The sequence below is a fragment of the Actinomycetota bacterium genome (genome assembly GCA_030684515.1).
Taxonomy (GTDB): domain Bacteria; phylum Actinomycetota; class Actinomycetes; order S36-B12; family S36-B12; genus UBA11398.
In genome coordinates this window covers 583,053-603,448 of record JAUXVJ010000009.1, presented here as the reverse complement: position 1 = coordinate 603,448, position 20,396 = coordinate 583,053, and the positions used below count along the sequence as shown (strand labels likewise).

Genomic DNA, 20,396 nt, shown 5'->3' with positions numbered 1-20,396 from the left:
CTTAGCGCTTGCTGTACTGAGAAGCCTTACGGGCCTTCTTGAGACCGTACTTCTTACGCTCCTTGACCCGTGGGTCACGAGTCAGGAAGCCGGCCTTCTTCAGTGATGGGCGGTTGCCATCGTGATCGATGGCATTCAGTGCGCGGGCAACGCCAAGGCGAAGAGCACCGGCCTGGCCCGAAACGCCGCCACCGTGGATCCGCGCAAGCACGTCGAACTTGCCTTCAGCACCAGTGGTGGTGAAAGGGTCGTTGACCTCTTGCTGGTGCACCTTGTTAGGGAAGTAATCGTCAAGGGTGCGGCCGTTGATGGTCCAGTTGCCAGTGCCAGGGACGATGCGCACGCGCGCGATGGCCTGCTTACGGCGACCGGTTGCGGCGCCTGGTGCGACAACAACATCGCGCGTCACAACTGCGCGCGCGGGAGTCTCCGAGGTGTACTCCGAAGGAGCGTCCTCTTCGATGTCGATGTCTACGTCTTCGATGGTGGCCTCTGACACGCGATGTTCCTTAATACGATTTTGGTGGATGTCTACTGGGCTGGTTGTTTGGTGGGCTATGCGCCTATTGGGCAATCTGGGTGATCGCGAAGGGCTGCGGAAGCTGAGCGGCATGCGGATGCTCGGCACCCGGGTAGACCTTGAGCTTCTTCAGCTGCTGCTTGCCGATCTTGTTGTGCGGGAGCATGCCCTTGACTGCCTTTTCAACTGCCTTGCGGGAGTTGTTGTCCAGCAGATCGGCGTAGCCAGTGGCCTTCATGCCGCCCGGGTAACCGGAGTGGTGGTAGGCCTTCTTCTGATCGCGCTTCTGACCCGTCAGCGCGACCTTGTCAGCGTTGATGATGATGACGAAGTCACCAGTGTCAATGTGCGGTGCGTAGGTGGTCTTGTGCTTTCCGCGCAGCAGGTTCGCAGCATGGGTGGCAAGACGTCCGAGGACAACATCGGATGCATCAATAACGTGCCAGGTGCGAGTTACCTCACCGGCCTTTGGGCTGTACGTGCGCACGGGACGCCACCTTCATTGTTGGATCGGACTTCTGCTGCGGACTTCAGGACTAGTTCGGGGAGCACTGAAGCGACCCCAAAGAGTACCCACTGGGCTGTCGATCCAGCAAATTGGGTGCGGACGCCTGCCCAGTGCCAAAGCGCACCTCCCTCAGGGCACCGCCAAGGGCAGTGTCAGTTCGAAGCAACAGCCACCCTCGACATTTCGCACGCTCACGCGTCCCCCGAGGGCGTCCATGGCGCTTTGTGTCACAGCCAGACCTAATCCGGCTCCCTCTGCTCCCCCTTGTGAGCGCGCTGAAGATCCGCGCCAGCCAGGCTCGAAAAGCCGGTCCAGATCCTCAGTCGCGATCCCTCCGCAGGTGTCGGTGACCGACACGACAACTTCGGTTCCGCGGCAGCGCGCCTCGACGGTGACAGGGGCGTGTGCGGGCGTGTGCCGCACAGCGTTCATCACCAGATTCGTGAGCCCACGTGAGAGTTCGCGTTCATCGACCATCGATGGAAGCGGCCCGCTGGCAGATCCACCTAGGCGAACGCCCTGCTCGATTGCGAGGGGCTCAGTCGCCGAGAGGATGTCGGACACCACATCGGCCACGTCAATGCGTTCGATTGTCAGCATCAACTCCTGGGATTGGAGTCTGGAGAGCGCAAGCAGGTCATCCACCATGCCTGTGAGTCGTTCCACCTCTCGCCTGATCTGAGCCAAGTATCGAGCGGGGTCAGGAGCCACACCGTCTTCCAATGCCTCCGACATTGCGCGCAGTCCCGCCAGCGGTGTTCGCAGGTCATGCCCAATCCACGAAGTCATCTCGCGACGCTGCAACTCGATTGCATTGGCGGCTTCAAGTTCAGCTGTGGCAACAGCTGCAGCCTGGGTGGCTTCATTCAGACGCCGCGCTGCAACAAGTCCAAAAGCCAAGGCAATCGGCAAGGCCGCGACGAAGACCCAGACCAGCACCACCAAATCGTGAGTGGACAGGAACATCGCCCAAGCACACACAGCGAGCGCGAGCCCAACCGCAGTCACAGGTACCAATGGCGCAACGATGGCAGCTGTTCGCGGGGAGCGGCGGCCCAAAAGGTTCACCGCCTGGAGTCCAATGAGACCTGTTGCCGCAGCAGTGCCGGCGGCGATGAGGACTACCTCAACCTCGGATCTCATGCTGGTTCCCACCGGTATCCAAGACCCCACACGGTCACGAGGCGGGTCGGGCGACTTGGTTCGACTTCGATCTTCTCTCGAAGCCGGCGGACGTGAACGGTGACGGTTGTGAGATCGCCAAACTCCCAACCCCACACGAGTGAGAGCAGTTGCTCCCGCGAGAACGTCTCTCCTCGATGGGCAAGGAAGAAGGCCAACAGCTCAAACTCGCGACCGGTTAGTGAGATGGGAAGGCCCATTCGGGTCGCCGATCGAGTGTCGACGTCGAGTGCCAGATCACCATCGACAGGGTCCGGTGAGGCAGCGGCAACCGGAGACTGCGAACGACGCAGTAGCGCAGACACCCGCAATACCAGCTCACGAGGAGAGAACGGCTTGGTCAGATAGTCATCAGCACCAAGCCCGAGCCCGGCGATGCGATCCTCCTCCTGACCAAGAGCGCTCAACATCACGATTGCCATATCTGGTTGCTCCGCTCGAAGGCGACGACAGACCTCAAGTCCATCAAAGCCCGGAAGCATCACATCAAGAACGACGAGATCGGGATTGGCCATCGCGGCCTGCATGGCACCTGGACCATCGGCAGCCTGGAGCAAGACATGTCCGGCCTGTTCAAGATAGGCGACCACGACTTCGCGCACAGTCTCGTCGTCATCAACAACGAGGATCGCAGCCATGGGTTCAGGGTATGCCCGCAGAACATACGCAAGGCGACTCAAGAGCGTTACGTAAGATCTTCGTAATGCGAATCCACTGGCTTTCAAGATGCCGGTTGTACTCAGATAGGCACATGACACAGACCAGAACATTTTCGCGCATATTGATTCCCGTTGCCATCGCAGCATCAGCTCTTGCGTTGACTGCCTGCTCCTCTTCAACACCTGAATCAGCCGAGAAGCCAATGTCCGCTGAAGCCACAATGGCGCCATCAACGAATGCGGATTCGAGTATGGAGAAGACGGACACCTCCGAGATGGACAAGGCTCCAAAGCCCAGCGCTTCCGGTTCGTACGTCACTCTTGCTGAGTACGAAGGCGACAAGTCCGCTTACACCGATACCAATGTCGTCCTGTTCTTCCATGCTGGCTGGTGCCCGAATTGCCGGGCAACCGAGGAGAACCTCAATGCAGACCTCGCAGGCATCCCATCTGACCTGACCATCGTCAAGGTCGACTTCGACAACTCTGATCAACTGCGCCAGAAGTACGGAGTGACCACGCAGCACACGTTCGTGCAGATCGACGCCAACGGTGAGCAGATCACGAAGTGGAGCGGTGCCGAAACAGCAGAGGACATTGCCAAGCAGGTTGTCTGATGCTGCTGCTGCTTCTGGGGGCGGTGCTGGCGGGAGTTCTCACCACGCTCGCCCCCTGTGTGCTGCCGATGCTTCCCGTGATCGTCGGCGGCTCGATTGGCTCATCGACCGCCGCCTCACGGCGACGCGCATACATCATCACAGCTTCACTCGGCATGTCGATCGTCGTCTTCACGCTGATCCTGAAGGTGAGCACTTCCCTGATCGGCGTGCCAACAGAGGTCTGGCAGTGGATCAGCGGCGGTTTGCTCATCGGCTTGGGTCTTGTCTCGGCGTTTCCCAGCTTGTGGGAGCACATCTCCGCGCGCCTGGGACTTCAACAACGCTCGACTCAACGACTCGTCTCAGCTCGCTCGCGCCAGGGCACTGTCGGGGCGGTGCTCACTGGTGCCGCATTGGGACCTGTCTTCTCCTCATGCAGCCCGATGTACGGATACGTGGTCGTCACTGTCCTGCCGGCCTCGCTCGGTCAAGGACTGCTGCTGCTCGGCGGTTACGTCCTTGGTCTATGCGCAACACTGCTTGCGGTGGCCTTGGTTGGTCAGCGTTTCATCGGCAATGCCCGCTGGGCATCTGACCCGCACAGCTGGTTCCGGCGCGGTCTAGGAGTGGTGTTCATCTTGGTGGGGCTCACGATCTTGACCGGACTCGATCGAGATATTCAGACCTGGATTCTGGAGCACTCCCCGATTGCGCCTTGGGAACTGGATTCAGGATTCATTCCTGAGACCTCCTGAATCTCCGGCGGTCAGTCGCACTCTTCACCAAGACTTCGGCGGGCCTTGGTCACCCGCTGGCGATCAGCCAGCTGGTCATCTGGCGGGTAGCCGACCTCTTCAAGGGTCAGCGCGTAGGCGGGCTGAACGGTGAGCCCGACATTGCGCTCACGGCCCGCCAGGATGTCGCTGGGCCACGAAGTCGCCTTGCGGCCATCGCCCACCGGGATCATCGCTCCCACCAGGCTGCGCACCATTGAATGACAGAAGGCTTCGGCCTGAATTGTCATCACGCAGACATCGTCCTGGCGATGCCATGTCAACTGCTCAAGTGACCTGACTGTGCTGCTGAAATCGCGGGGCTTGCAGAAGGCCGCGAAGTCATGCAGGCCCAGAAGGCCTTGCGCCGCCTGATTCATGGCATCCAGATCCAGGATGTGGGGATGCCACAGCACCTGCCGGCGCAACTGCGGATTCATCAGAGTGGAGTCATCACAGATGCGGTATGTGTAACGGCGCCACAGGGCTGAGAAGCGCGCATCAAAGCCAGGCGGGGCAACAGTCATGCGTCGAATGCGGATGTCCTCGGGCAGGGCTCGGTTGATGCGCCCAGCTCCGCGCAGAAGATTGGCTTGCTGCTGGGTGATATCGCAGTGCACTACCTGTCCACGCGCATGCACGCCAGCATCAGTACGACCCGCGGAGAAGAGATCGACTTGGCTCTGCGTCAGCAGACGCAGGATGCGGGTGACTTCACCCTGAACCGTGCGCAGATCCTTTTGAACAGCCCAGCCAAAGAAGTCGGTGCCGTCATATGCGATATCAAGACGCAAACGAATCAGCCCGTCACCCGGTGGACCGGAGACGGGCTGATTGAGTTCTTGCTGGGTCAGGACTTGTCCTCTTCGGCAGCCTCTTCGGCAGCCTCTTCAACGGCTTCAACCTCGATGACAGCGATCTCCTCTTCGATGATCTCACCCGTTGCATCCACGGTGATCTCGTCGACGATGATCTCTTCAGCCACGACATTGCCTTCAGTGTCAGTGATGACCTCATCAACGATCACGTCAGCAACGACCGGAGCTGCAGTGGCAATTGCGGCTTCTTTGGCAGCGCGCTTGGTGGCGGCACTGGCCTCAGCAACAACCTGCTCAAGCATGGGCTCACACAGCTCGATGATTGCCATCGGAGCGTTATCGCCCTTGCGGTTGCCGATCTTGGTGATGCGGGTGTAGCCGCCCTGGCGACCGGCAAAGCTCGGGCCGATCTCGGTGAAGAGCGTGTGCACGACCGACTTGTCATGAACGATGGTCAGCACACGACGACGTGCGTGCAGGTCACCGCGCTTGGCGAAGGTGATCAGGCGCTCGGCCAATGGACGCAGGCGCTTGGCCTTGGCCTCTGTGGTCGTGATGCGACCGTGCTCGAAGAGCGAGGTGGCAAGGTTGGCCAAGATCAGCCGCTCATGGGCCGGACCACCGCCGAGGCGGGGACCCTTGGTTGGCGTAGGCATCGAAAAATCTCCTGTCAGATGGGTAAATCGCTGGTGCGACTAGAGCTGCTCGTCCTCAGCAAATGCCAGGTCGTCATCTTCATCGTCTTCGTAGTAGGCAACCGCTGAAGGATCAAATCCTGGCGGGCTGTCCTTGAGGGCCAAGCCGAGGCTCACGAGCTTCACCTTGACCTCATCGATTGACTTCGCACCGAAGTTGCGAATGTCGAGCAGATCGGCCTCACTGCGGGTGATGAGCTCACCAACAGTGTGAATGCCTTCACGCTTCAAGCAGTTGTACGAGCGAACTGTCATATCGAGCTGCTCGATTGGAGTCGACAGCTGCTCGGCAACGAAGGTGTCCGTTGGCGATGGGCCGATGTCGATGCCTTCAGCGTCGACATTGAGCTCACGAGCCAGACCGAAGAGTTCAACAAGGGTCTTACCAGCAGATGCAACAGCGTCAGTTGGGCGGATCGAGTGCTTGGTCTCAACGTCGATGACAAGCTTGTCGAAGTCGGTGCGCTGCTCAACACGGGTGGCCTCAACCTTGTAGGTCACCTTGAGCACTGGGGAGTAGATCGAATCCACGGGGATGCGACCGATCTCTTGGCCAGGCTGCTTGTTGAGGGTTGCAGAGACATAGCCGCGGCCACGCTCAACGACGAGCTCGATCTCAAGTGAGCCCTTGTCATTGAGTTCAGCAATGTGCAGCTCAGGGTTGTGCACCTCGACACCAGCGGGTGGCTGGATGTCCGCGGCAACAACCTTGCCTGGACCCTGCTTGCGCAGGTACATCACCACTGGCTCGTCATGCTCTGATGACACAACCAACTGCTTGATGTTCAAGATCAGCTCAGTGACGTCTTCCTTGATTCCTGGAATCGTCGTGAATTCGTGCAGCACACCATCAATGCGGATGCTCGTGACAGCAGCACCTGGGATTGAGGACAGCAGGGTGCGACGAAGCGAGTTGCCAAGGGTGTAGCCGAATCCTGGCTCGAGGGGCTCGAGCACGAAACGCGAGCGGAACTCGCTGATCGGCTCCTCGGTAAGCACGGGGCGCTGGCTAATAAGCAATTTTCTTCCTTCCCGCGACGACCACTATTTGAAGTCGCGTTTCATCGAGTGGGGAGATTCCTCCCCACAAGGACTTACTTGGAGTAGAGCTCGACGATCAGTTGCTCTGTGACTGGGGTGTCGATGACGGCGCGGGCTGGCAGGGCGTGCACCAGGATGCGCATCTTCGACGGGATGACCTCAAGCCATGCCGGCACGGTGCGATCACCGATTTCGGCGTGGGCGATGATGAATGGCGTCATCTCACGTGAACCCGGTGCGACCTCGACGATGTCGTTGGGGGAAACGCGGAAGGACGGGATGTTCACCTTGTGGCCGTTGACCAGGAAGTGGCCGTGGGTGACCAGCTGGCGAGCCATGTCACGCGACTTGGCAAAGCCAGCGCGGAACACGACGTTGTCCAAACGGGTCTCAAGAATGATGAGCAGGTTCTCGCCGGTCTTGCCGGACTGACGCTGTGCCTCAACGAAGTAGTTCGCGAACTGCTTCTCAAGAACGCCGTACATCCGGGTGGCCTTCTGCTTCTCACGAAGCTGGAGCAGGTACTCGCTGTCCTTTGACCGTCCACGACCATGCTGGCCTGGAGGGTAGGGACGCTTCTCAAACGGGCAAGCGGCAGATTCGCACTTGGATCCCTTGAGGAACAACTTCATCTTCTCGCGACGGCACCGCTTGCAATCGGCTGCTGTATAACGCGCCATATCTCTTCGCTCTCCTGTTTTTCCTGCGCGCGATCAGACGCGTCGACGCTTGGACGGACGGGTTCCGTTGTGTGGCGCTGGTGTGACGTCGGAGATGGAGCCGACCTCAAGCCCAGTTGCCTGCAGCGAACGGATAGCGGTCTCGCGGCCGGAGCCTGGACCCTTGACGAACACGTCAACCTTGCGCATGCCGTGCTCCATTGCGCGACGCGCGGCAGATTCTGCTGCGAGCTGTGCGGCGAATGGGGTGCTCTTGCGGCTGCCCTTGAAACCAACCTGGCCAGCGCTTGACCATGCGATGACGGCGCCTGTGGGGTCAGTGATGGACACGATGGTGTTGTTGAACGTGCTCTTGATGTGAGCGTGACCGTGGGCCACGTTCTTCTTCTCTTTGCGGCGAACCTTCTTCGGTGCGCCTTTCTGGCCTGACTTGGGTGCCATGTTCTGTTTCTCCTACGAGTCCGGTTGAAGCCGACGAATTACTTCGTGGCCTTCTTCTTGCCAGCGACGGTCTTGCGCGGACCCTTGCGGGTACGAGCATTGGTGTGGGTGCGCTGGCCGCGGACCGGGAGGCCCTTACGGTGGCGAAGTCCCTGATAGCAGCCAATCTCAACCTTGCGGCGGATGTCTGCGGCAACCTCACGACGCAGATCGCCTTCAACCTTGAGGTTGGTGTCGATCCAGTCGCGAAGGGCGAGAGTTTGATCATCGGAGAGGTCCTTGGACTTCATTTCCGGATCAATGCCCGTTGCAGTAAGGGCAGCGGCGGCCTGTGAACGACCGACTCCATAGATATAGGTGAGTGCGATTGCCATGCGCTTTTCGCGCGGCAGATCAACACCGACAAGACGTGCCATTGACGTTCTCTCTTCTCTAAGCACGAGGTTTGGATTGAAGTACCAGTCCTGCCCGTCGAGGCAGGTCTTCGGCCTCGTGACCGAAGGTGTCGTCCTGGCTTTCGCCAGGGGTCGGGTACTTCTCAGACAGGGCGTCGGGTTGTCTCCCCAGCGACCTTCGTCAGGTGATTAGCCCTGACGCTGCTTGTGGCGAGGGTTCTCGCAAATCACCATGACAACTCCGTGACGACGGATGACCTTGCACTTATCGCAAATCGTCTTAACGCTCGGCTTGACCTTCATGATGTGTTTGCGTCCTCGTGTCGTTACTTGTAGCGATAGACGATGCGACCGCGAGTGAGGTCATACGGAGACAGTTCTACGACAACACGGTCATCGGGAAGGATGCGGATGTAGTGCATTCGCATCTTGCCGCTGATGTGCGCCAAAACTTTGTGCCCGTTGTCCAACTCCACGCGGAACATTGCATTAGGCAAAGACTCCATGATCGTGCCCTCAAGCTCGATCGCTCCGTCTTTTTTGCCCATACTGCTGCTTCGTCCTTCGTTTTGTGAGTGATGCCGGCGCCGTATTCCCAGACATGCCAAGACCACCAAATTGATGGTGGCGGGCAATCGGGGAAGCCAACGTCAGCCTGCAGAGTCTAGGGGGGCAGGGGCGCAATCGTCTAATCGGGGGGTTTTGTCCGATTTATGACTATCGGCACCCGCTGCCTGCTTGCTCACCTTGACCACCAGCACCTTATCGCTGAGCAGCTTGTCACCAGGGCTCGGAATGGGAATCGAGCGCTCATTGCGGGATTCCAGATCAAGGCGGGCCTTGGCCGCGGCTGGGGCGAAGATCTCTTCCAGTGCGCCAAGGCTGGACGAGGCTCCGGGCTGGGAGCCGCCCATCGTCTTGCGCATCCAACTGAGCACTGTGACCTCCGACCAAAGATTCAGTTTACTCCGGGCGCTAGCCCAGCCATTTCATCTGGCTTTGGTGTAGGTCACGGGGGTCTGTGTTCGTTCGAGGGCGTGGGCGTCTGCCCCGTGGGCCTGGGGTGGCGGCCTCAGGTGGTGCAGGTCGCGGGTGGTCAGGGCGAGGTGCTCCTCGAACGCTTTCGTCCCGCCGCCGGAGTCGGTGCGGACTAGCACCGTCGCCCGCTGGGCGGGATCGAACTGGGCCAGCGCCGCGTCCAGGACCGTGATGTGGTCGGTGGCGTTCACCCTGGAAGTGCCTTCCGCTACAAGGACCTCGACTCCTCGTAAGCCAAGAATCCCAGCAACGACAGGCACTTCTGTCATTTTACGACCGTGTCACCCCACGGGTTGATGAAATGGCCCGGCTAGGTGATTTCACAGGGGGTGAGGGGGACGCCCTGCTCACCGTCCCCCGGTGTTGTGACCTCCAGCGCGTGGAGGTGAGACAGCGCTTGTGACGACCCGTGCGATTGTCTGTGGCCCGGCCTTGGGCGGGCCCATCACTGCCAGGGGCCGGGACCCTCGGCCCGATCGGCCGGCTCGTCGATCTTCGTCACGGGCGGGCGCGCGGTCCCCGAGCGGTAGGCCGCCCGGCCCAGCACCAACCCACTGAGCGGCACCGTGACCACGTGCGCGGCCAGTACCAGCAGCAGAACCACCAGAACTCTGGGAGATCCGGCGTCCATAAGCGCAGCGAAGAGGACGAGCGCTACCCCGAGCGCCGCTGCCTTGGAGACTGCGCTCGCCCGGGTGAGCGGATCCGGCAGTCGCAGGAGTCCGAGTCCGGCCAGCGCGACGAGGCCGGCGCCCAGCAGGATCAGTCCGGCCGTCACCGGCGTCAGGTCGTCGGTCATGCGTCCTCCCGGGGGTCGTGGGGGGCCTCGCCGGCGTCCAGTCCCCAGGCGTGCTGGCGCGCGGGCACCATTCGAGCCAGCCCCAGCGTCGCCAGGAAGCCGATGAGCACCGCGGCGAGCGCGATGTCGAGCAGCGCGGGAAGGTCGATCCTCATCTCGACGAGCACGATGGCGCACACCGCGGCGATGAACCCCAGCTCCGCGGCGACCAGTCGGTCCGCTGCCGACGGGCCCCGCACGGCTCGGTAGACCGCGGCCAGCATGCCAAGGGCGACCAGCGCAAGGGCGACGTCAGCGACCGTCATCACGAACCTCCCTCCGATGGGCCGGCTGCCGCCAGGCGAGACTGCGGCACGGCCCGGCGCCCACGCAGGGCGCGCAGCACCCGTCCCTCGATGTCGATGAGATCGTCCCGCAACTCCTCCGGGTCCGCGGCATACATCCCGTGCACCCACACCTCGGTCAGCCGTGGATCGATGCCGACCACGAGGGTGCCCGGAGTCAACGTGATCAGGCCAGTGAACAGGCTGACCTCCAGCGGAGTCCTGCAGCGCAGCGGGACGATAAGCACGCCGGGGGCGAGCCGGGCCGACGGCGCCACGATGTCGCGCGCCACCATGGCCGAGGCGCGCACGATGGCCACAGTCGCCCATAGGGCCAGGCCCGCGAGGGCGGGCAGGCGGCCCACTGCCCGCCCGAGCTTCCGCAGAAGGGTCATCACCGCCCCGACTCTCGTCCTGTTCGCCGGATTATTCATCGGCCCAGCACCGCCTCGACGTAAGTCGACGGATCAGAAAGCCCGGCGCCGGCCGTGGCCGCGAGTTCGAGCAGCGGCCCGGGGAAGATGCCGATGGCCAGGCTCACGCCCGCGAGCACCAGACCGGGCAGGACCAGCCCTGGCTGCCAGGGGCCCTGCCCGCGCGGGGCGCTGCCGGCGCTGGCTCCGACACCCGGCGCCTTGCCCCAGAACACCCCGGAGCCGACTTTGAGCATGGACACCAGAGTGCCGACGCTCACCAGCAGGGCCAGCCAGAACACCAGGTAGTTCCCGGCATCGACGGCGGCGTCGAGCACTCCGAACTTGGCCCAGAAGCCGGAGAACGGGGGCAGGCCGGTCAGCGACAGGGCAGCGAACAGGAAGGCCACGGCCACCAGACGATGCTGACTTGCTACGCCGCCGAGCCGAGCGATGCGACCCGTCCCGTGCTGCTGCTCCACCACACCGCCGGTGAGGAACAGCGACGTCTTCACCACAGTGTGGTGGACCAGGTAGAACACCGCGGCGGCCATGCCGATAGGGCCGGCCAGAACCAGGCCGACGAGGATGTAGCCGACCTGGCTGACCATGTGGAACGACAGCACCCCGCGGATGGAACCCTCTCCCAGCGCGCCGAGCACCCCGATCACCATGCTCGTGCCGGTGACCGCCACGACGACGAGGGTGACGGTGGGACCGGGCTCGTACACCACCGACAGCACTCGGATCAGGGTGTATACGCCGACCTTCGTCAGCAGTCCGGAGAACAGCGCGGTCACCGCCGGACTCGCATACGGGTAGGTCGCCGGCAGCCAGGTGTGGACCGGCACGACCGCCGCCTTCATGGACAGGGCGATGAGTATGACGCCGACCGCGACGGCCACGATCGGGACGCCTCCCTGGTCCGCCAGGGCGGCCACGTTGACGGTGCCGGTCACGCCGTACACGGCGCCCAGTCCGGCCAGGAAGATCGTCGATGCCGTCAGGTTGATCGCCAAGTAGAGCCGTGTCGCCCGCAGGGCCAGCGGGCCGCCGCGACGTGTCATCAGCACGTACGACGGCAGCAGGGCGACCTCGACCATGACGAACAGGTTGAACAGGTCGGCCGTCAGGTAGGCGCCGTAGACACCCGCGGTCATGACGAGCGCGAGCGGGACGAACCAGCGGTTTCTGTCCTGGTCGCTGGCGAAGGCGAAGGTCATCGACGCGAAGACGAGGACACCAGAGACCACGAGAAGCATGGCACTGAGCAGGTCGGCGGCGAAGGGGATCCCCAGTCCGGCCGGCCAGCCGCCCACCTGCGCCGCGATGACCTCGCCGCCACTTGTGGCCACCGTCAGCATGACGCCGACCGTCGCCACCGCGGCCGGTGTTGCCAGCCCGAGTACGCGGCCGAGCAGCCGACTGCCGCTCAGCGCGACCAGCAGGGCAGCCAGCAGCGGGATGGCGAACACCAGCGGCAGCAGGGCGGTCACCGCTCCTCCCCGTCCGGGCGCTCGTTCGACGCGTCCGGGTCGAGGTCGGCGGCCGGCCGGCGCCGACTGCTGTCGCCCTCGGTGCGGGTGACCAGCGAGACCAGGTACACCGTTACGCCGAACGTGATGACGATGGCGGTGAGGACGAAGGCCTGAGGAAGCGGGTCGGCCAGCAGGGCCACGTCCGACTGACCCAGGAGTGGCGCCGTGCGTCGGTCCGTGCCGCCGGCGGAGATGATGAGCAGGTTCACCGCGTGCCCGAGCAGGATGAAGCCCAGTACCAGTCGGACGCCCCCGCCGCGGACCAGAAGCCAGGTGCCGACGGCCGCGAGGGCGGCGATCGCGAGCGCCATCGTCATGACGTCACCGCCGCGTCGTCGGTCCGGTCGGCCGGCTCCGGTGCACGGCCCCAGCCAGCCAGCCGGTCGACGGCAGCTTGGACCAGGCCGACGACGACCAGGAGCACGCCCAGGTCGAACACCATCGACGAGGTGACGTACCCGTCCCACCCGGGCATGGAGACCGGGAATGGCTTGAGGAAAGCCCCGGCCATGAGGAGGCCCAGGATGCCGGTGCCGACGGCCACGAGCAGTCCGGTGCCCACGAACGCCGAGGGTGATGGCAGCCGGACCGGCACCCCCGAGATCCGGGCGACGACCAGGGCCGCGCCGAGTCCGAGACCTGCGATGAATCCGCCGCCTGGCTCATTGTGGCCGCGCCAGAACAGCACGGCCGACAGGCCGACCAGCAGCGGGATGACGACCGCCGATCCCGTCCGTAGGACCAGCCGCTCCCCGGGCCCGATGACCGAGGGTCCGACCGGCAGCAGGCCGCGCGCGGCGCCTGCGGCGAGCAGCCCCCATGCCGCGGCCGCGAGAACCACGATCTCCCCGAGCGTGTCCAGCCCGCGGAAGTCGACCAGGATGGTGTTGACGACGTTGGTGCCTCCGGTCTCCTGCTCGGCCATGGACACGTAGTACTTGGCTGAGTCCGACGGGCCGCGACGGCCCGTGAAAGCCCAGGCCGCGGCCCCGGCCAGCAGGCCGACGCCGGTCGCTGCCGCAGCAGCGACCGCCGGGTGGCTGCGCGGAGGGGCGGGCCGGGGCAGGCGCGCCAAGGCCGGTGCGGCGATGACGACGGTGAGGATCTCGACGAGCAGCAGCGTTAGGGCGACATCCGGGGCACCGAGCAGGAGCAGCCACACCGCGATGACGAGGCCGACGATGCCGGCCAGGACGAGCGCGGACAGGGTGGTCGGCGCCCGGGTGAGGGCGAGCACTGCTGGCAGGAGCACCAGCAGGACCAGCAGGTCGACCGGCCGTGCGGTCCCCTCGACGGCGGGGGCCAGTCCCGGCACGGTCAGGAGCGCACCGACAGCAAGAGCCGCGAGCAGAAGGCCCACACCGGCCAGGTGGACACCGACGGAGGTGGAGTGCGCCGAGCGGCCGACGCGTGCGCCGAGCGCCAGCGTCGCATCCCACCCTTGGTCGAACAGCCCTGGCCAGCGGGCGGGCGGCGGGGTCGTCCCGAGCCACCGCTGGAGCCAGGTGCGACGGAAGTGGATGAGCAGGCCCAGGCTGATGGCCATGGCAGACAGGAAAAGGGCGATGGACAGGCCGTGCCACAGCGACAGGCCGCCCGGAGTCGGGGTGAACCCGGTGTCGATGGTGGCTCGGGCGACGATGCTGTCGAGCAGCCAGGGCGCGACGCCGAGCAGCAGGCCGGCGAACGCCGGGATCGCGGCCGGGGCCAGGAAGGCCCAGGACGGCTCGTACAGGGACTTCTGAGTGAGCGGGCCGGCGAAGGCACCGCTGATGATGCGGGCACTGTACGCGAAGGTGAGGGCAGCGCCGATGACGGCAACCCCGGCGGCTACCCAGCCGGCCCAGGGCGTCCCCTGGGTCCAGGCTGCGTCGGATGTGCCGATGAAGGCGTAGAAGGCCTCCTCCTTTGCAACGAACCCCACCAGCGGTGGCACGCCGGCCATCGACATGGCGGCGAGCCCGGTCAGCACCGCGGTGATCGGCATCGCCCGCCACAGGCCGCTGAGCTCGCGGATATCGCGGCTGCCCGCTTCCCGGTCGACGATGCCGACCAGCATGAACAGCGTCGCCTTGAACAGCGCGTGGGCGGCGACCAGCAGCACGGCCGCCGCCAGCGATGCCGACGTTCCGACGCCGACGAGAGCGACCATCATGCCGAGCTGGCTCACCGTCGAGTACGCGAGAAGCGCCTTAAGGTCGACCTGCCGCAATGCCTGAAACGCTCCGAACACCATGGTGGTCAGGCCGATCCCCATGAGGGTCAGATGCCAGCCCGGTGCCTCGACGAACAGCGGAGAGAACAGCAGGAGCAGGTAGATGCCGGCCTTGACCAGCGTCGCCGCGTGCAGGTAGGCGCTGATCGGTGTGATCGCGACCATCGCCCCGGGCAACCACCCGTGGAAGGGCAGCTGCGCCGACTTGGTGAAGGCCGCGACGACGACAAGCGGGCCAACCACGAGCATGTCCAGCGGAGTCAGCGCCGCAGGCGCCGTCAGCAGGATGGCGTCTATCTCGGTTGTCCCTGTGCGGGCGATGAGAAGCACCGAGGCGGCGAGGAGGGCCAGCCCACCGCCAGCCGTCACCACGAGCGCCCGCACTGCAGGCCGGGCCCCATTCAGGCCCTGCCCAGCCACGAGCAGGAAGCTGCAGACGGTGGTGATCTCCCAGAACACCAGCAGCAGGATGAGGTCTCCGGCCAGGACCAGGCCCAGCATCGCCGCAGCGAATAGGGTTAGGATGCCGAACAGCCGACCGTGCTCGTAGTCCGGATCTAGGTAGGGCGGGCAGTAGGACAGGACGAGTGCGCCGACGCCGAGGACCAGGGCGGCGAACAGCAGGCCGAGGCCGTTCAGTCGAAGCGAGAACTCCACGCCCAGTTCCGGAACCCACATCCAGGACTGGGAGACCTGGCCTCCCGCGATCACGTCGGAGGCCTGCAGCAGCAGCAGGACCATCGAGGTGAGGAAGACCCCGGCGATCACGTACCCGGTGTTGCGGCCGAGTCGTCGAGCCAGGAACGGAGCGGCGAACGCTGCAGCGGCCATCAATGCGAGGGGCACGATGAGCATGCGGGCCGCTCCTCCCTGATCGCGTTTGCAGCGCCGGACCGCGCGTGGCTGCCGCGCTGCCGCGCCTCCTTGACTCTAGGGGTCGGATGAGGCTGGCGGGCCGGCCGATCGCCTGGGTGGGCTGGCGGGCCCTTGGGAGCCCCGCGCTTACGGGAGGCTACCTGCCCCGATCAATCATCGGGCGCGCCTGATCGGTCCCCCGTCACGTCGCGCGCGCCATCAGCACGGAGCAGGTCGCGTTCGTGGCCAGGGAGGTGGCGATGGATCCCGCCCTGACAGCTGCGAATCCAGACAACCCCCGAGTGCCGAGGACAACGAGGTCTGCCTGCCACCACTCGGCTGCCTCGAGGAGCACCACCCGGGTGTCGACCGTGATCTGCAGCTCATCGGGAGGGGGGACCTCGACCCGGACCGAGCGGGCATCGGGACGGAGGATCTCGGCGACCCGCTCGGCGGCCGACTGCGCATCGAACCCGGAGTGCGGGACGCTGACCACGAGGACCTGCACCTGCCCGAGCCAGGGCATCGCCCGCATGGCCTCGACGGCAGCATGGCAGTCCGCGGAACCGTCAGCGCAGACTAGGGCGCGCCTGGTGGGGACTCCGTGGCGGGCGATGACCAGCGGCATCGGCGGCTCGTTCAGCAGGGCGTCGGTGGTGCTGCCCAGGTGCAGGGTCTTGCGGAACCCGCGCCCTTTGGGTCCCACGACGAGCAGGTCGCGGTCCCGCAGCCCTGTCAGGGTGCGCATCGGGTCGCCGATGATCTGTTCGTGGTGCACCGGGGTCTGGGTCCACTCCCTCAGCAGCTCTCGCGGGTGCCGGGCCCCCCAGGCATGCACCTCGGTGTCCTGCGCCTGGCCCGCGGGGGTGGCGGTGAGGGCCTCGATCTGCCATCCGGGCCAGTCATGCGAATTGATCCACAGCCAGGCGACATCGGCCGCTTGGGACTGGTCGTCGCCGAAGACGAGCCTGCGTGTCATGGTCGCTCAACTCCCTGTCCCTGATGCACCCCGAACTGAAACGTCATAGTTGCTGGACCCCCCGGGATCGCCAGAACGCCTTCTCGGCCTCAACAAGGAGGAACTTGACCGCCCCGAGCCCGAGGATGACCGTCCACGACACCCAGCCCAGCGGTGCGGTGTGAAAGACCTGCTGCATCACGGGTAGGTAGGTGAAGGCCAGCTGAAGGACGATCAGGATGGCGCTGACCCACACGGCGACTCGGTTGCCGGTGAATGCCTCGGCGTTCAGTGCCGAGCGGGTGAAGTGCCGGACGTTGAACAGGTAGAAGATCTCACCGACCACCAGAACGTTCACGGCGGTGGTGCGGGCCACCTCTATGGAACTGCCTCGGGTGAGCTCCCACTCGAACGCGATCAGGGTGATCAAGGTCATGAGCAGGCTGACATAGGCGATGCGGATGCCCAGCGGTCTGGTGATCAGCGGCTGCTGGGGTGGCCGGGGCGGCTGGGCCATCACACCCTTCTCGGCCGGTTCGAAGGCCAGCGCCAGGGCCAGGGTGACGGCGGTGACCATGTTGATCCAGAGGATCTGACCGACTGTGACGGGCATGGTCAGCCCGAAAACCAGGGCGACCAGGATCAGTCCCGCCTGCCCGCCGTTGGTGGGCAGGATGACCAGCAGCGACTTCTTGATGTTGTCGAAGACCACCCGGCCTCGCAGGACCGCGCCGGCGATCGTGGCGAAGTTGTCATCCGTGAGGACCAGGTCGGACGCCTCACGGGCCGCGTCGGTGCCTCGGCCGCCCATCGCGACACCGATGTCCGCGGCCTTCAGCGCGGGTGCGTCGTTGACCCCGTCGCCGGTCATCGCCACGTAGATGCCATCGGACTGCATGGCGCTCACGAGGCGCATCTTGTGCTCTGGGCTGGCCCGGGCGATGACGTCGTGGCTGGCGGCAGCCAGCTTCAGCTCCTCGTCGTCGAGCGCCTCGATGGCCTCTCCAGTCAGCGCCTCGTCACCACCGAGCCCCAGGTCCCTGCCGATGGCCAGCGCGGTGGCGGCGTGGTCTCCGGTGATCATGACGACTCGGATGCCCGCGGACTGGCACTTGGCGACCGCGGCTATCGCCTCCTGCCGGGGTGGATCCAGCAGTCCGACCATGCCCAGCAGGGTGAACTCGGGCAGGTGGTCGGCGTCCAGCGCGTCGGTCGACGCCGGCACGTCGGCGCGGGCCAGAGCCAGGACCCGTTCCCCGGCGGCGGCGGCGGCGGCGATCCGTGCCTCCCACCCGTCGTCGCCGACCTGCCCGCACATGCCGAGCACCCGCTCTGGGGCGCCCTTGACGATGACGAAGGTCTCGCTGTGGTGGTCATGGTGCAGGGTCGCCATGTAGCGGTTCTCGGACTCGAAGGGGATCTCGTCGATGCGAGGCATCTGGGCGGCCAATTCCACCCGGTCCACGCCTGCCTTGAGCCCTAGGGTGACCAAGGCTCCCTCGGTGGGGTCCCCCACCACGGACCAGGTTCCGGTGTCGTCGTGGGTGAGACCGGCGTCGTTGCACAGCAGGGCAGCAATCGCCAGGCCCTGCACGTCACGCCGGTCGGTGACCGCGACGTCCTTCCCTGACTCGGTGAAGCCACCGTCGGGGGCGTACCCCACCCCGGTGACGGCCACCTCGGTATCGGGCAGCATGATCCGGACCGCGGTCATCTCATTGCGGGTCAGGGTTCCGGTCTTGTCCGAGCAGATCACCGAGACCGAGCCCAGGGTCTCGACGGCCGGCAGGCGACGCACGATCGCCCGGTCGGCGGCCATCGCCCGGGTCCCGATCGCCAGCACGATCGTGATGATCGCCGGCAGGCCCTCTGGGATCGCGGCCACCGCCAGTCCGACGACGGCCAGGAACGCCTCCGACGCACCCATCCCGCCCAGCACGGTGGCGTACAGGAACGCGGCTAGCCCGATGGCCAGGATGAATGCGGTGATCTGGCGGGCGAACTGGTCCAGCCGCTGGGTCAGCGGTGTGGACAGGGCCGGGGCCTCGCCGACCATGGCCCCGATCCGGCCGACCTCGGTCTGCGCCCCGGTGGCCACTACCACCCCGCGGGCCTGCCCGTAGACGACGAGTGTGCCCGAGAAGGCAACACAGCGCCGATCTCCGATACTTGACTCCGGGTCCACGGGGTCCACCGACTTCTCCGCGGGGGCCGACTCGCCGGTCAGGGCCGACTCCTCGACCCGCAGGTTGTGCACCCGGATCAGCCGGAGATCGGCCGGTATCCGATCCCCGGACTCCAGCAACACGAGGTCGCCCGGCACCAGGCCGGTGGCATCCACCTCGCGGCGCTGGCCCTCGCGGAGCACCGTGGCCTGGGTCGCAAGCATCGCGCGGACCGCCTCGAGGGCGCCCTCAGCCTTCCCCTCCTGGACGAACCCGATGAGCGCGTTGATCACTACCACGCCGAAGATCACCGCGGAGTCCAGGTAGTGCCCAAGCAGGGCGGTGACCACACCGGCCACGATTAGCACCAAGATCAGCGGGTTGTTGAACTGCGCGACCAAGCGCGCCAGCCGACCACGATGGCGCGCCTCGGGAAGCCGGTTCGGCCCGTACCTGTCCAGCCTCTGCGCCGCGTCTGCTGAAGTCAGCCCCCGGTCGCGGTCAGTCTCAAGGTCAGTCATTACCTCGTCCACCGGGGCTGCGTGCCACGGTCGCGAGCGCTCAGTCATAGGACCTTTGGCCGCCAACATCAGCATCAACTCTCTGCCCCGGTAGGCCGGGGAGAACGCCTTGAGGCCCGGGATACCTCCACGCTACCTCGCGGCCGAACGGCACCGAGGCCCCTGGGCTTGACGCAACGAAACTGCGACTCAGATGCGATACCCCTGTGACCTGCCGAGCTCGGGCCAACTGATCTTCGCCCACAGAACAGTGTTTTGGACGATATCCAGTCCGCGCTCGGGCGCAGTGCGCACGACCAAAAAACAGGGCAGTGACCATCACCGGCCAGGAGGCAGAACGGCCGGCAGTTGGGTTTCACGGACTACGGAGCGCCCGGCACGTTCGATGATCCACTGGGTGGGGAGTTCTACCCGAGGCCCGCTTCATCAAGTGCGAGCTGTTCTACCCGCGTCTTCATGACGCTGCCCTTCGTGTCCGGAAATGCGCTCCCACCCGCTTCGCGGTCGAGAAGGCAGTCATGCAATGGAACGCGGAGGATCTCGAGCGCGCGAAGTGCGTTGAGGGTGCCGCTGTTGGTGTTGTGCGTTCCCCGGAGTAGTGGCGCAGCCACCCCGTTAGCCAGCGCCTGGCCGCGAAGCCGGCCGTTGAGCTCACGAAGATCGGCGAGAGCGCGCCAGTCCCGCCGCCGGAAGGCATGACTGGTGACGGTCTGCCGCTATCCGGAGTTCGGGTACTCGACGCGACGCATGTCATCGGGGGGCCGACCCCGACCATATGAACTGGCGCATGGAGACCGACATCGGCAAGCGCTCCGCCTATTGCGACTTACGCGACGCGGCCGACCATCAGAGGTTCCTGGCCCTCGTTAAGGACGCCGACGTGGTCACCTGCTCCTACCTCAACCTGGACCAGAAGGGCGTGTCGCCCAAGACGCTGGCCGCCGCCAGCCCGTGAATCATCACGCACGAGCTGCGCTGCTTCGACTTCGAAGGCCCCTGGGCGAACTTCCGAGGATTCGACATGCTCGCGGTCGCGGTGTCCGGCTGCGTCGACGTGGAGGGGGCCGTCGATGCCTCGCTGATGCCTCTGTAGGCAATCTTCGCTGACTACCTGGCGGGCTATGTCGGCGCAGCGGCAATCACCTCGGCACTGCTGAAGCGCGCCGACGAGGGCGGAAGCTACCGGGCACGGGTGTCCCTGACGCGCATGGCCATGTGGGCACAGGACATCGGCCTGCTCGACGCCGCAGCGCTCAATGG

At 64.9% G+C, this 20,396-nt stretch carries 25 protein-coding genes; 3 read left to right on the top strand and 22 right to left on the bottom strand.

Going from position 1 to position 20,396, the window contains the following annotated elements:
* Position 1: 1 nt before the first annotated feature.
* The 4 genes from rpsI to Q8M73_04885 all read right to left on the bottom strand — a co-directional run bounded on the left by rpsI (position 2) and on the right by Q8M73_04885 (position 2,848).
* A complete protein-coding gene (rpsI, locus tag Q8M73_04900) occupies positions 2-499 on the bottom strand; it encodes a 30S ribosomal protein S9 (GenBank protein MDP2287884.1) in 498 nt (165 codons plus the stop codon).
* 64 nt (positions 500-563) lie between these two features.
* Complete coding sequence (gene rplM, locus Q8M73_04895; GenBank protein MDP2287883.1) at positions 564-1,007, bottom strand: 50S ribosomal protein L13; 444 nt, start codon at positions 1,005-1,007, stop codon at positions 564-566.
* Positions 1,008-1,157: 150 nt separating this feature from the next.
* Positions 1,158-2,171 carry a HAMP domain-containing sensor histidine kinase gene (locus tag Q8M73_04890; GenBank protein MDP2287882.1) on the bottom strand — a complete coding sequence of 338 codons (1,014 nt, stop codon included), beginning with the start codon at positions 2,169-2,171 and terminating at the stop codon, positions 1,158-1,160.
* The gene (locus Q8M73_04885) at positions 2,168-2,848 is read right to left on the bottom strand and encodes a response regulator transcription factor (protein ID MDP2287881.1); all 681 of its coding nucleotides are present in this window, start codon (positions 2,846-2,848) and stop codon (positions 2,168-2,170) included. The genes Q8M73_04890 and Q8M73_04885 overlap by 4 nt, the downstream gene beginning before the upstream one ends.
* Positions 2,849-2,961: 113 nt before the next feature.
* On the opposite strand from Q8M73_04885, the gene Q8M73_04880 reads away from it, so the two are divergent.
* Both Q8M73_04880 and Q8M73_04875 read left to right on the top strand, forming a co-directional pair.
* Positions 2,962-3,486, top strand: coding sequence for a thioredoxin family protein (locus tag Q8M73_04880; protein ID MDP2287880.1), 525 nt, complete (start codon positions 2,962-2,964; stop codon positions 3,484-3,486).
* Positions 3,486-4,223 (top strand): cytochrome c biogenesis protein CcdA, encoded by a 738-nt coding sequence (locus Q8M73_04875; GenBank protein MDP2287879.1) that lies wholly within the window; start codon positions 3,486-3,488, stop codon positions 4,221-4,223. The genes Q8M73_04880 and Q8M73_04875 overlap by 1 nt, the downstream gene beginning before the upstream one ends.
* A gap of 11 nt (positions 4,224-4,234) precedes the next feature.
* Here the strand turns inward: Q8M73_04875 and truA are convergent, their stop codons facing one another.
* The 18 genes from truA to Q8M73_04785 form a co-directional block, all read right to left on the bottom strand.
* On the bottom strand, positions 4,235-5,041 hold the full coding sequence (truA, locus tag Q8M73_04870; GenBank protein ID MDP2287878.1) for a tRNA pseudouridine(38-40) synthase TruA: 807 nt from the start codon (positions 5,039-5,041) through the stop codon (positions 4,235-4,237).
* Positions 5,042-5,091: 50 nt separating this feature from the next.
* Positions 5,092-5,715 (bottom strand): 50S ribosomal protein L17, encoded by a 624-nt coding sequence (gene rplQ, locus Q8M73_04865; GenBank protein ID MDP2287877.1) that lies wholly within the window; start codon positions 5,713-5,715, stop codon positions 5,092-5,094.
* A gap of 39 nt (positions 5,716-5,754) precedes the next feature.
* Positions 5,755-6,774: a DNA-directed RNA polymerase subunit alpha gene (locus Q8M73_04860; GenBank protein ID MDP2287876.1), complete on the bottom strand. Its 1,020-nt coding sequence runs from the start codon at positions 6,772-6,774 to the stop codon at positions 5,755-5,757.
* A 74-nt stretch (positions 6,775-6,848) separates the two neighbouring features.
* Positions 6,849-7,475, bottom strand: coding sequence for a 30S ribosomal protein S4 (gene rpsD, locus Q8M73_04855; protein MDP2287875.1), 627 nt, complete (start codon positions 7,473-7,475; stop codon positions 6,849-6,851).
* 33 nt (positions 7,476-7,508) lie between these two features.
* On the bottom strand, positions 7,509-7,916 hold the full coding sequence (gene rpsK / locus Q8M73_04850; protein ID MDP2287874.1) for a 30S ribosomal protein S11: 408 nt from the start codon (positions 7,914-7,916) through the stop codon (positions 7,509-7,511).
* Positions 7,917-7,954: 38 nt separating this feature from the next.
* A complete protein-coding gene (gene rpsM / locus Q8M73_04845) occupies positions 7,955-8,332 on the bottom strand; it encodes a 30S ribosomal protein S13 (protein ID MDP2287873.1) in 378 nt (125 codons plus the stop codon).
* A 168-nt stretch (positions 8,333-8,500) separates the two neighbouring features.
* Positions 8,501-8,614, bottom strand: a complete 114-nt coding sequence (gene rpmJ, locus Q8M73_04840; GenBank protein ID MDP2287872.1) for a 50S ribosomal protein L36 — start codon at positions 8,612-8,614, stop codon at positions 8,501-8,503.
* Between the two features lie 23 nt (positions 8,615-8,637).
* Positions 8,638-8,859 (bottom strand): translation initiation factor IF-1, encoded by a 222-nt coding sequence (gene infA / locus Q8M73_04835; protein ID MDP2287871.1) that lies wholly within the window; start codon positions 8,857-8,859, stop codon positions 8,638-8,640.
* A gap of 102 nt (positions 8,860-8,961) precedes the next feature.
* On the bottom strand, positions 8,962-9,237 hold the full coding sequence (locus Q8M73_04830; protein MDP2287870.1) for a hypothetical protein: 276 nt from the start codon (positions 9,235-9,237) through the stop codon (positions 8,962-8,964).
* A gap of 63 nt (positions 9,238-9,300) precedes the next feature.
* A complete protein-coding gene (locus Q8M73_04825; protein ID MDP2287869.1) occupies positions 9,301-9,618 on the bottom strand; it encodes a hypothetical protein in 318 nt (105 codons plus the stop codon).
* 176 nt (positions 9,619-9,794) lie between these two features.
* Positions 9,795-10,148: a monovalent cation/H(+) antiporter subunit G gene (locus Q8M73_04820; GenBank protein MDP2287868.1), complete on the bottom strand. Its 354-nt coding sequence runs from the start codon at positions 10,146-10,148 to the stop codon at positions 9,795-9,797.
* On the bottom strand, positions 10,145-10,453 hold the full coding sequence (locus Q8M73_04815) for a monovalent cation/H+ antiporter complex subunit F (protein MDP2287867.1): 309 nt from the start codon (positions 10,451-10,453) through the stop codon (positions 10,145-10,147). The genes Q8M73_04820 and Q8M73_04815 overlap by 4 nt, the downstream gene beginning before the upstream one ends.
* Complete coding sequence (locus Q8M73_04810; protein ID MDP2287866.1) at positions 10,453-10,866, bottom strand: Na+/H+ antiporter subunit E; 414 nt, start codon at positions 10,864-10,866, stop codon at positions 10,453-10,455. The genes Q8M73_04815 and Q8M73_04810 overlap by 1 nt, the downstream gene beginning before the upstream one ends.
* Positions 10,867-10,901: 35 nt before the next feature.
* Positions 10,902-12,380: a monovalent cation/H+ antiporter subunit D family protein gene (locus Q8M73_04805; protein ID MDP2287865.1), complete on the bottom strand. Its 1,479-nt coding sequence runs from the start codon at positions 12,378-12,380 to the stop codon at positions 10,902-10,904.
* A complete protein-coding gene (locus tag Q8M73_04800; GenBank protein ID MDP2287864.1) occupies positions 12,377-12,739 on the bottom strand; it encodes a sodium:proton antiporter in 363 nt (120 codons plus the stop codon). Before Q8M73_04800 ends, Q8M73_04805 begins: the two co-directional genes overlap by 4 nt.
* Positions 12,736-15,492, bottom strand: coding sequence for a proton-conducting transporter membrane subunit (locus Q8M73_04795; GenBank protein ID MDP2287863.1), 2,757 nt, complete (start codon positions 15,490-15,492; stop codon positions 12,736-12,738). The genes Q8M73_04800 and Q8M73_04795 overlap by 4 nt, the downstream gene beginning before the upstream one ends.
* Positions 15,493-15,694: 202 nt before the next feature.
* On the bottom strand, positions 15,695-16,471 hold the full coding sequence (locus Q8M73_04790) for a universal stress protein (GenBank protein MDP2287862.1): 777 nt from the start codon (positions 16,469-16,471) through the stop codon (positions 15,695-15,697).
* 43 nt (positions 16,472-16,514) lie between these two features.
* On the bottom strand, positions 16,515-19,184 hold the full coding sequence (locus Q8M73_04785) for an HAD-IC family P-type ATPase (GenBank protein MDP2287861.1): 2,670 nt from the start codon (positions 19,182-19,184) through the stop codon (positions 16,515-16,517).
* A 739-nt stretch (positions 19,185-19,923) separates the two neighbouring features.
* Between Q8M73_04785 and Q8M73_04780 the strand changes: the two genes are divergently transcribed.
* The gene (locus Q8M73_04780) at positions 19,924-20,091 is read left to right on the top strand and encodes a hypothetical protein (protein MDP2287860.1); all 168 of its coding nucleotides are present in this window, start codon (positions 19,924-19,926) and stop codon (positions 20,089-20,091) included.
* Positions 20,092-20,396 lie beyond the last annotated feature (305 nt).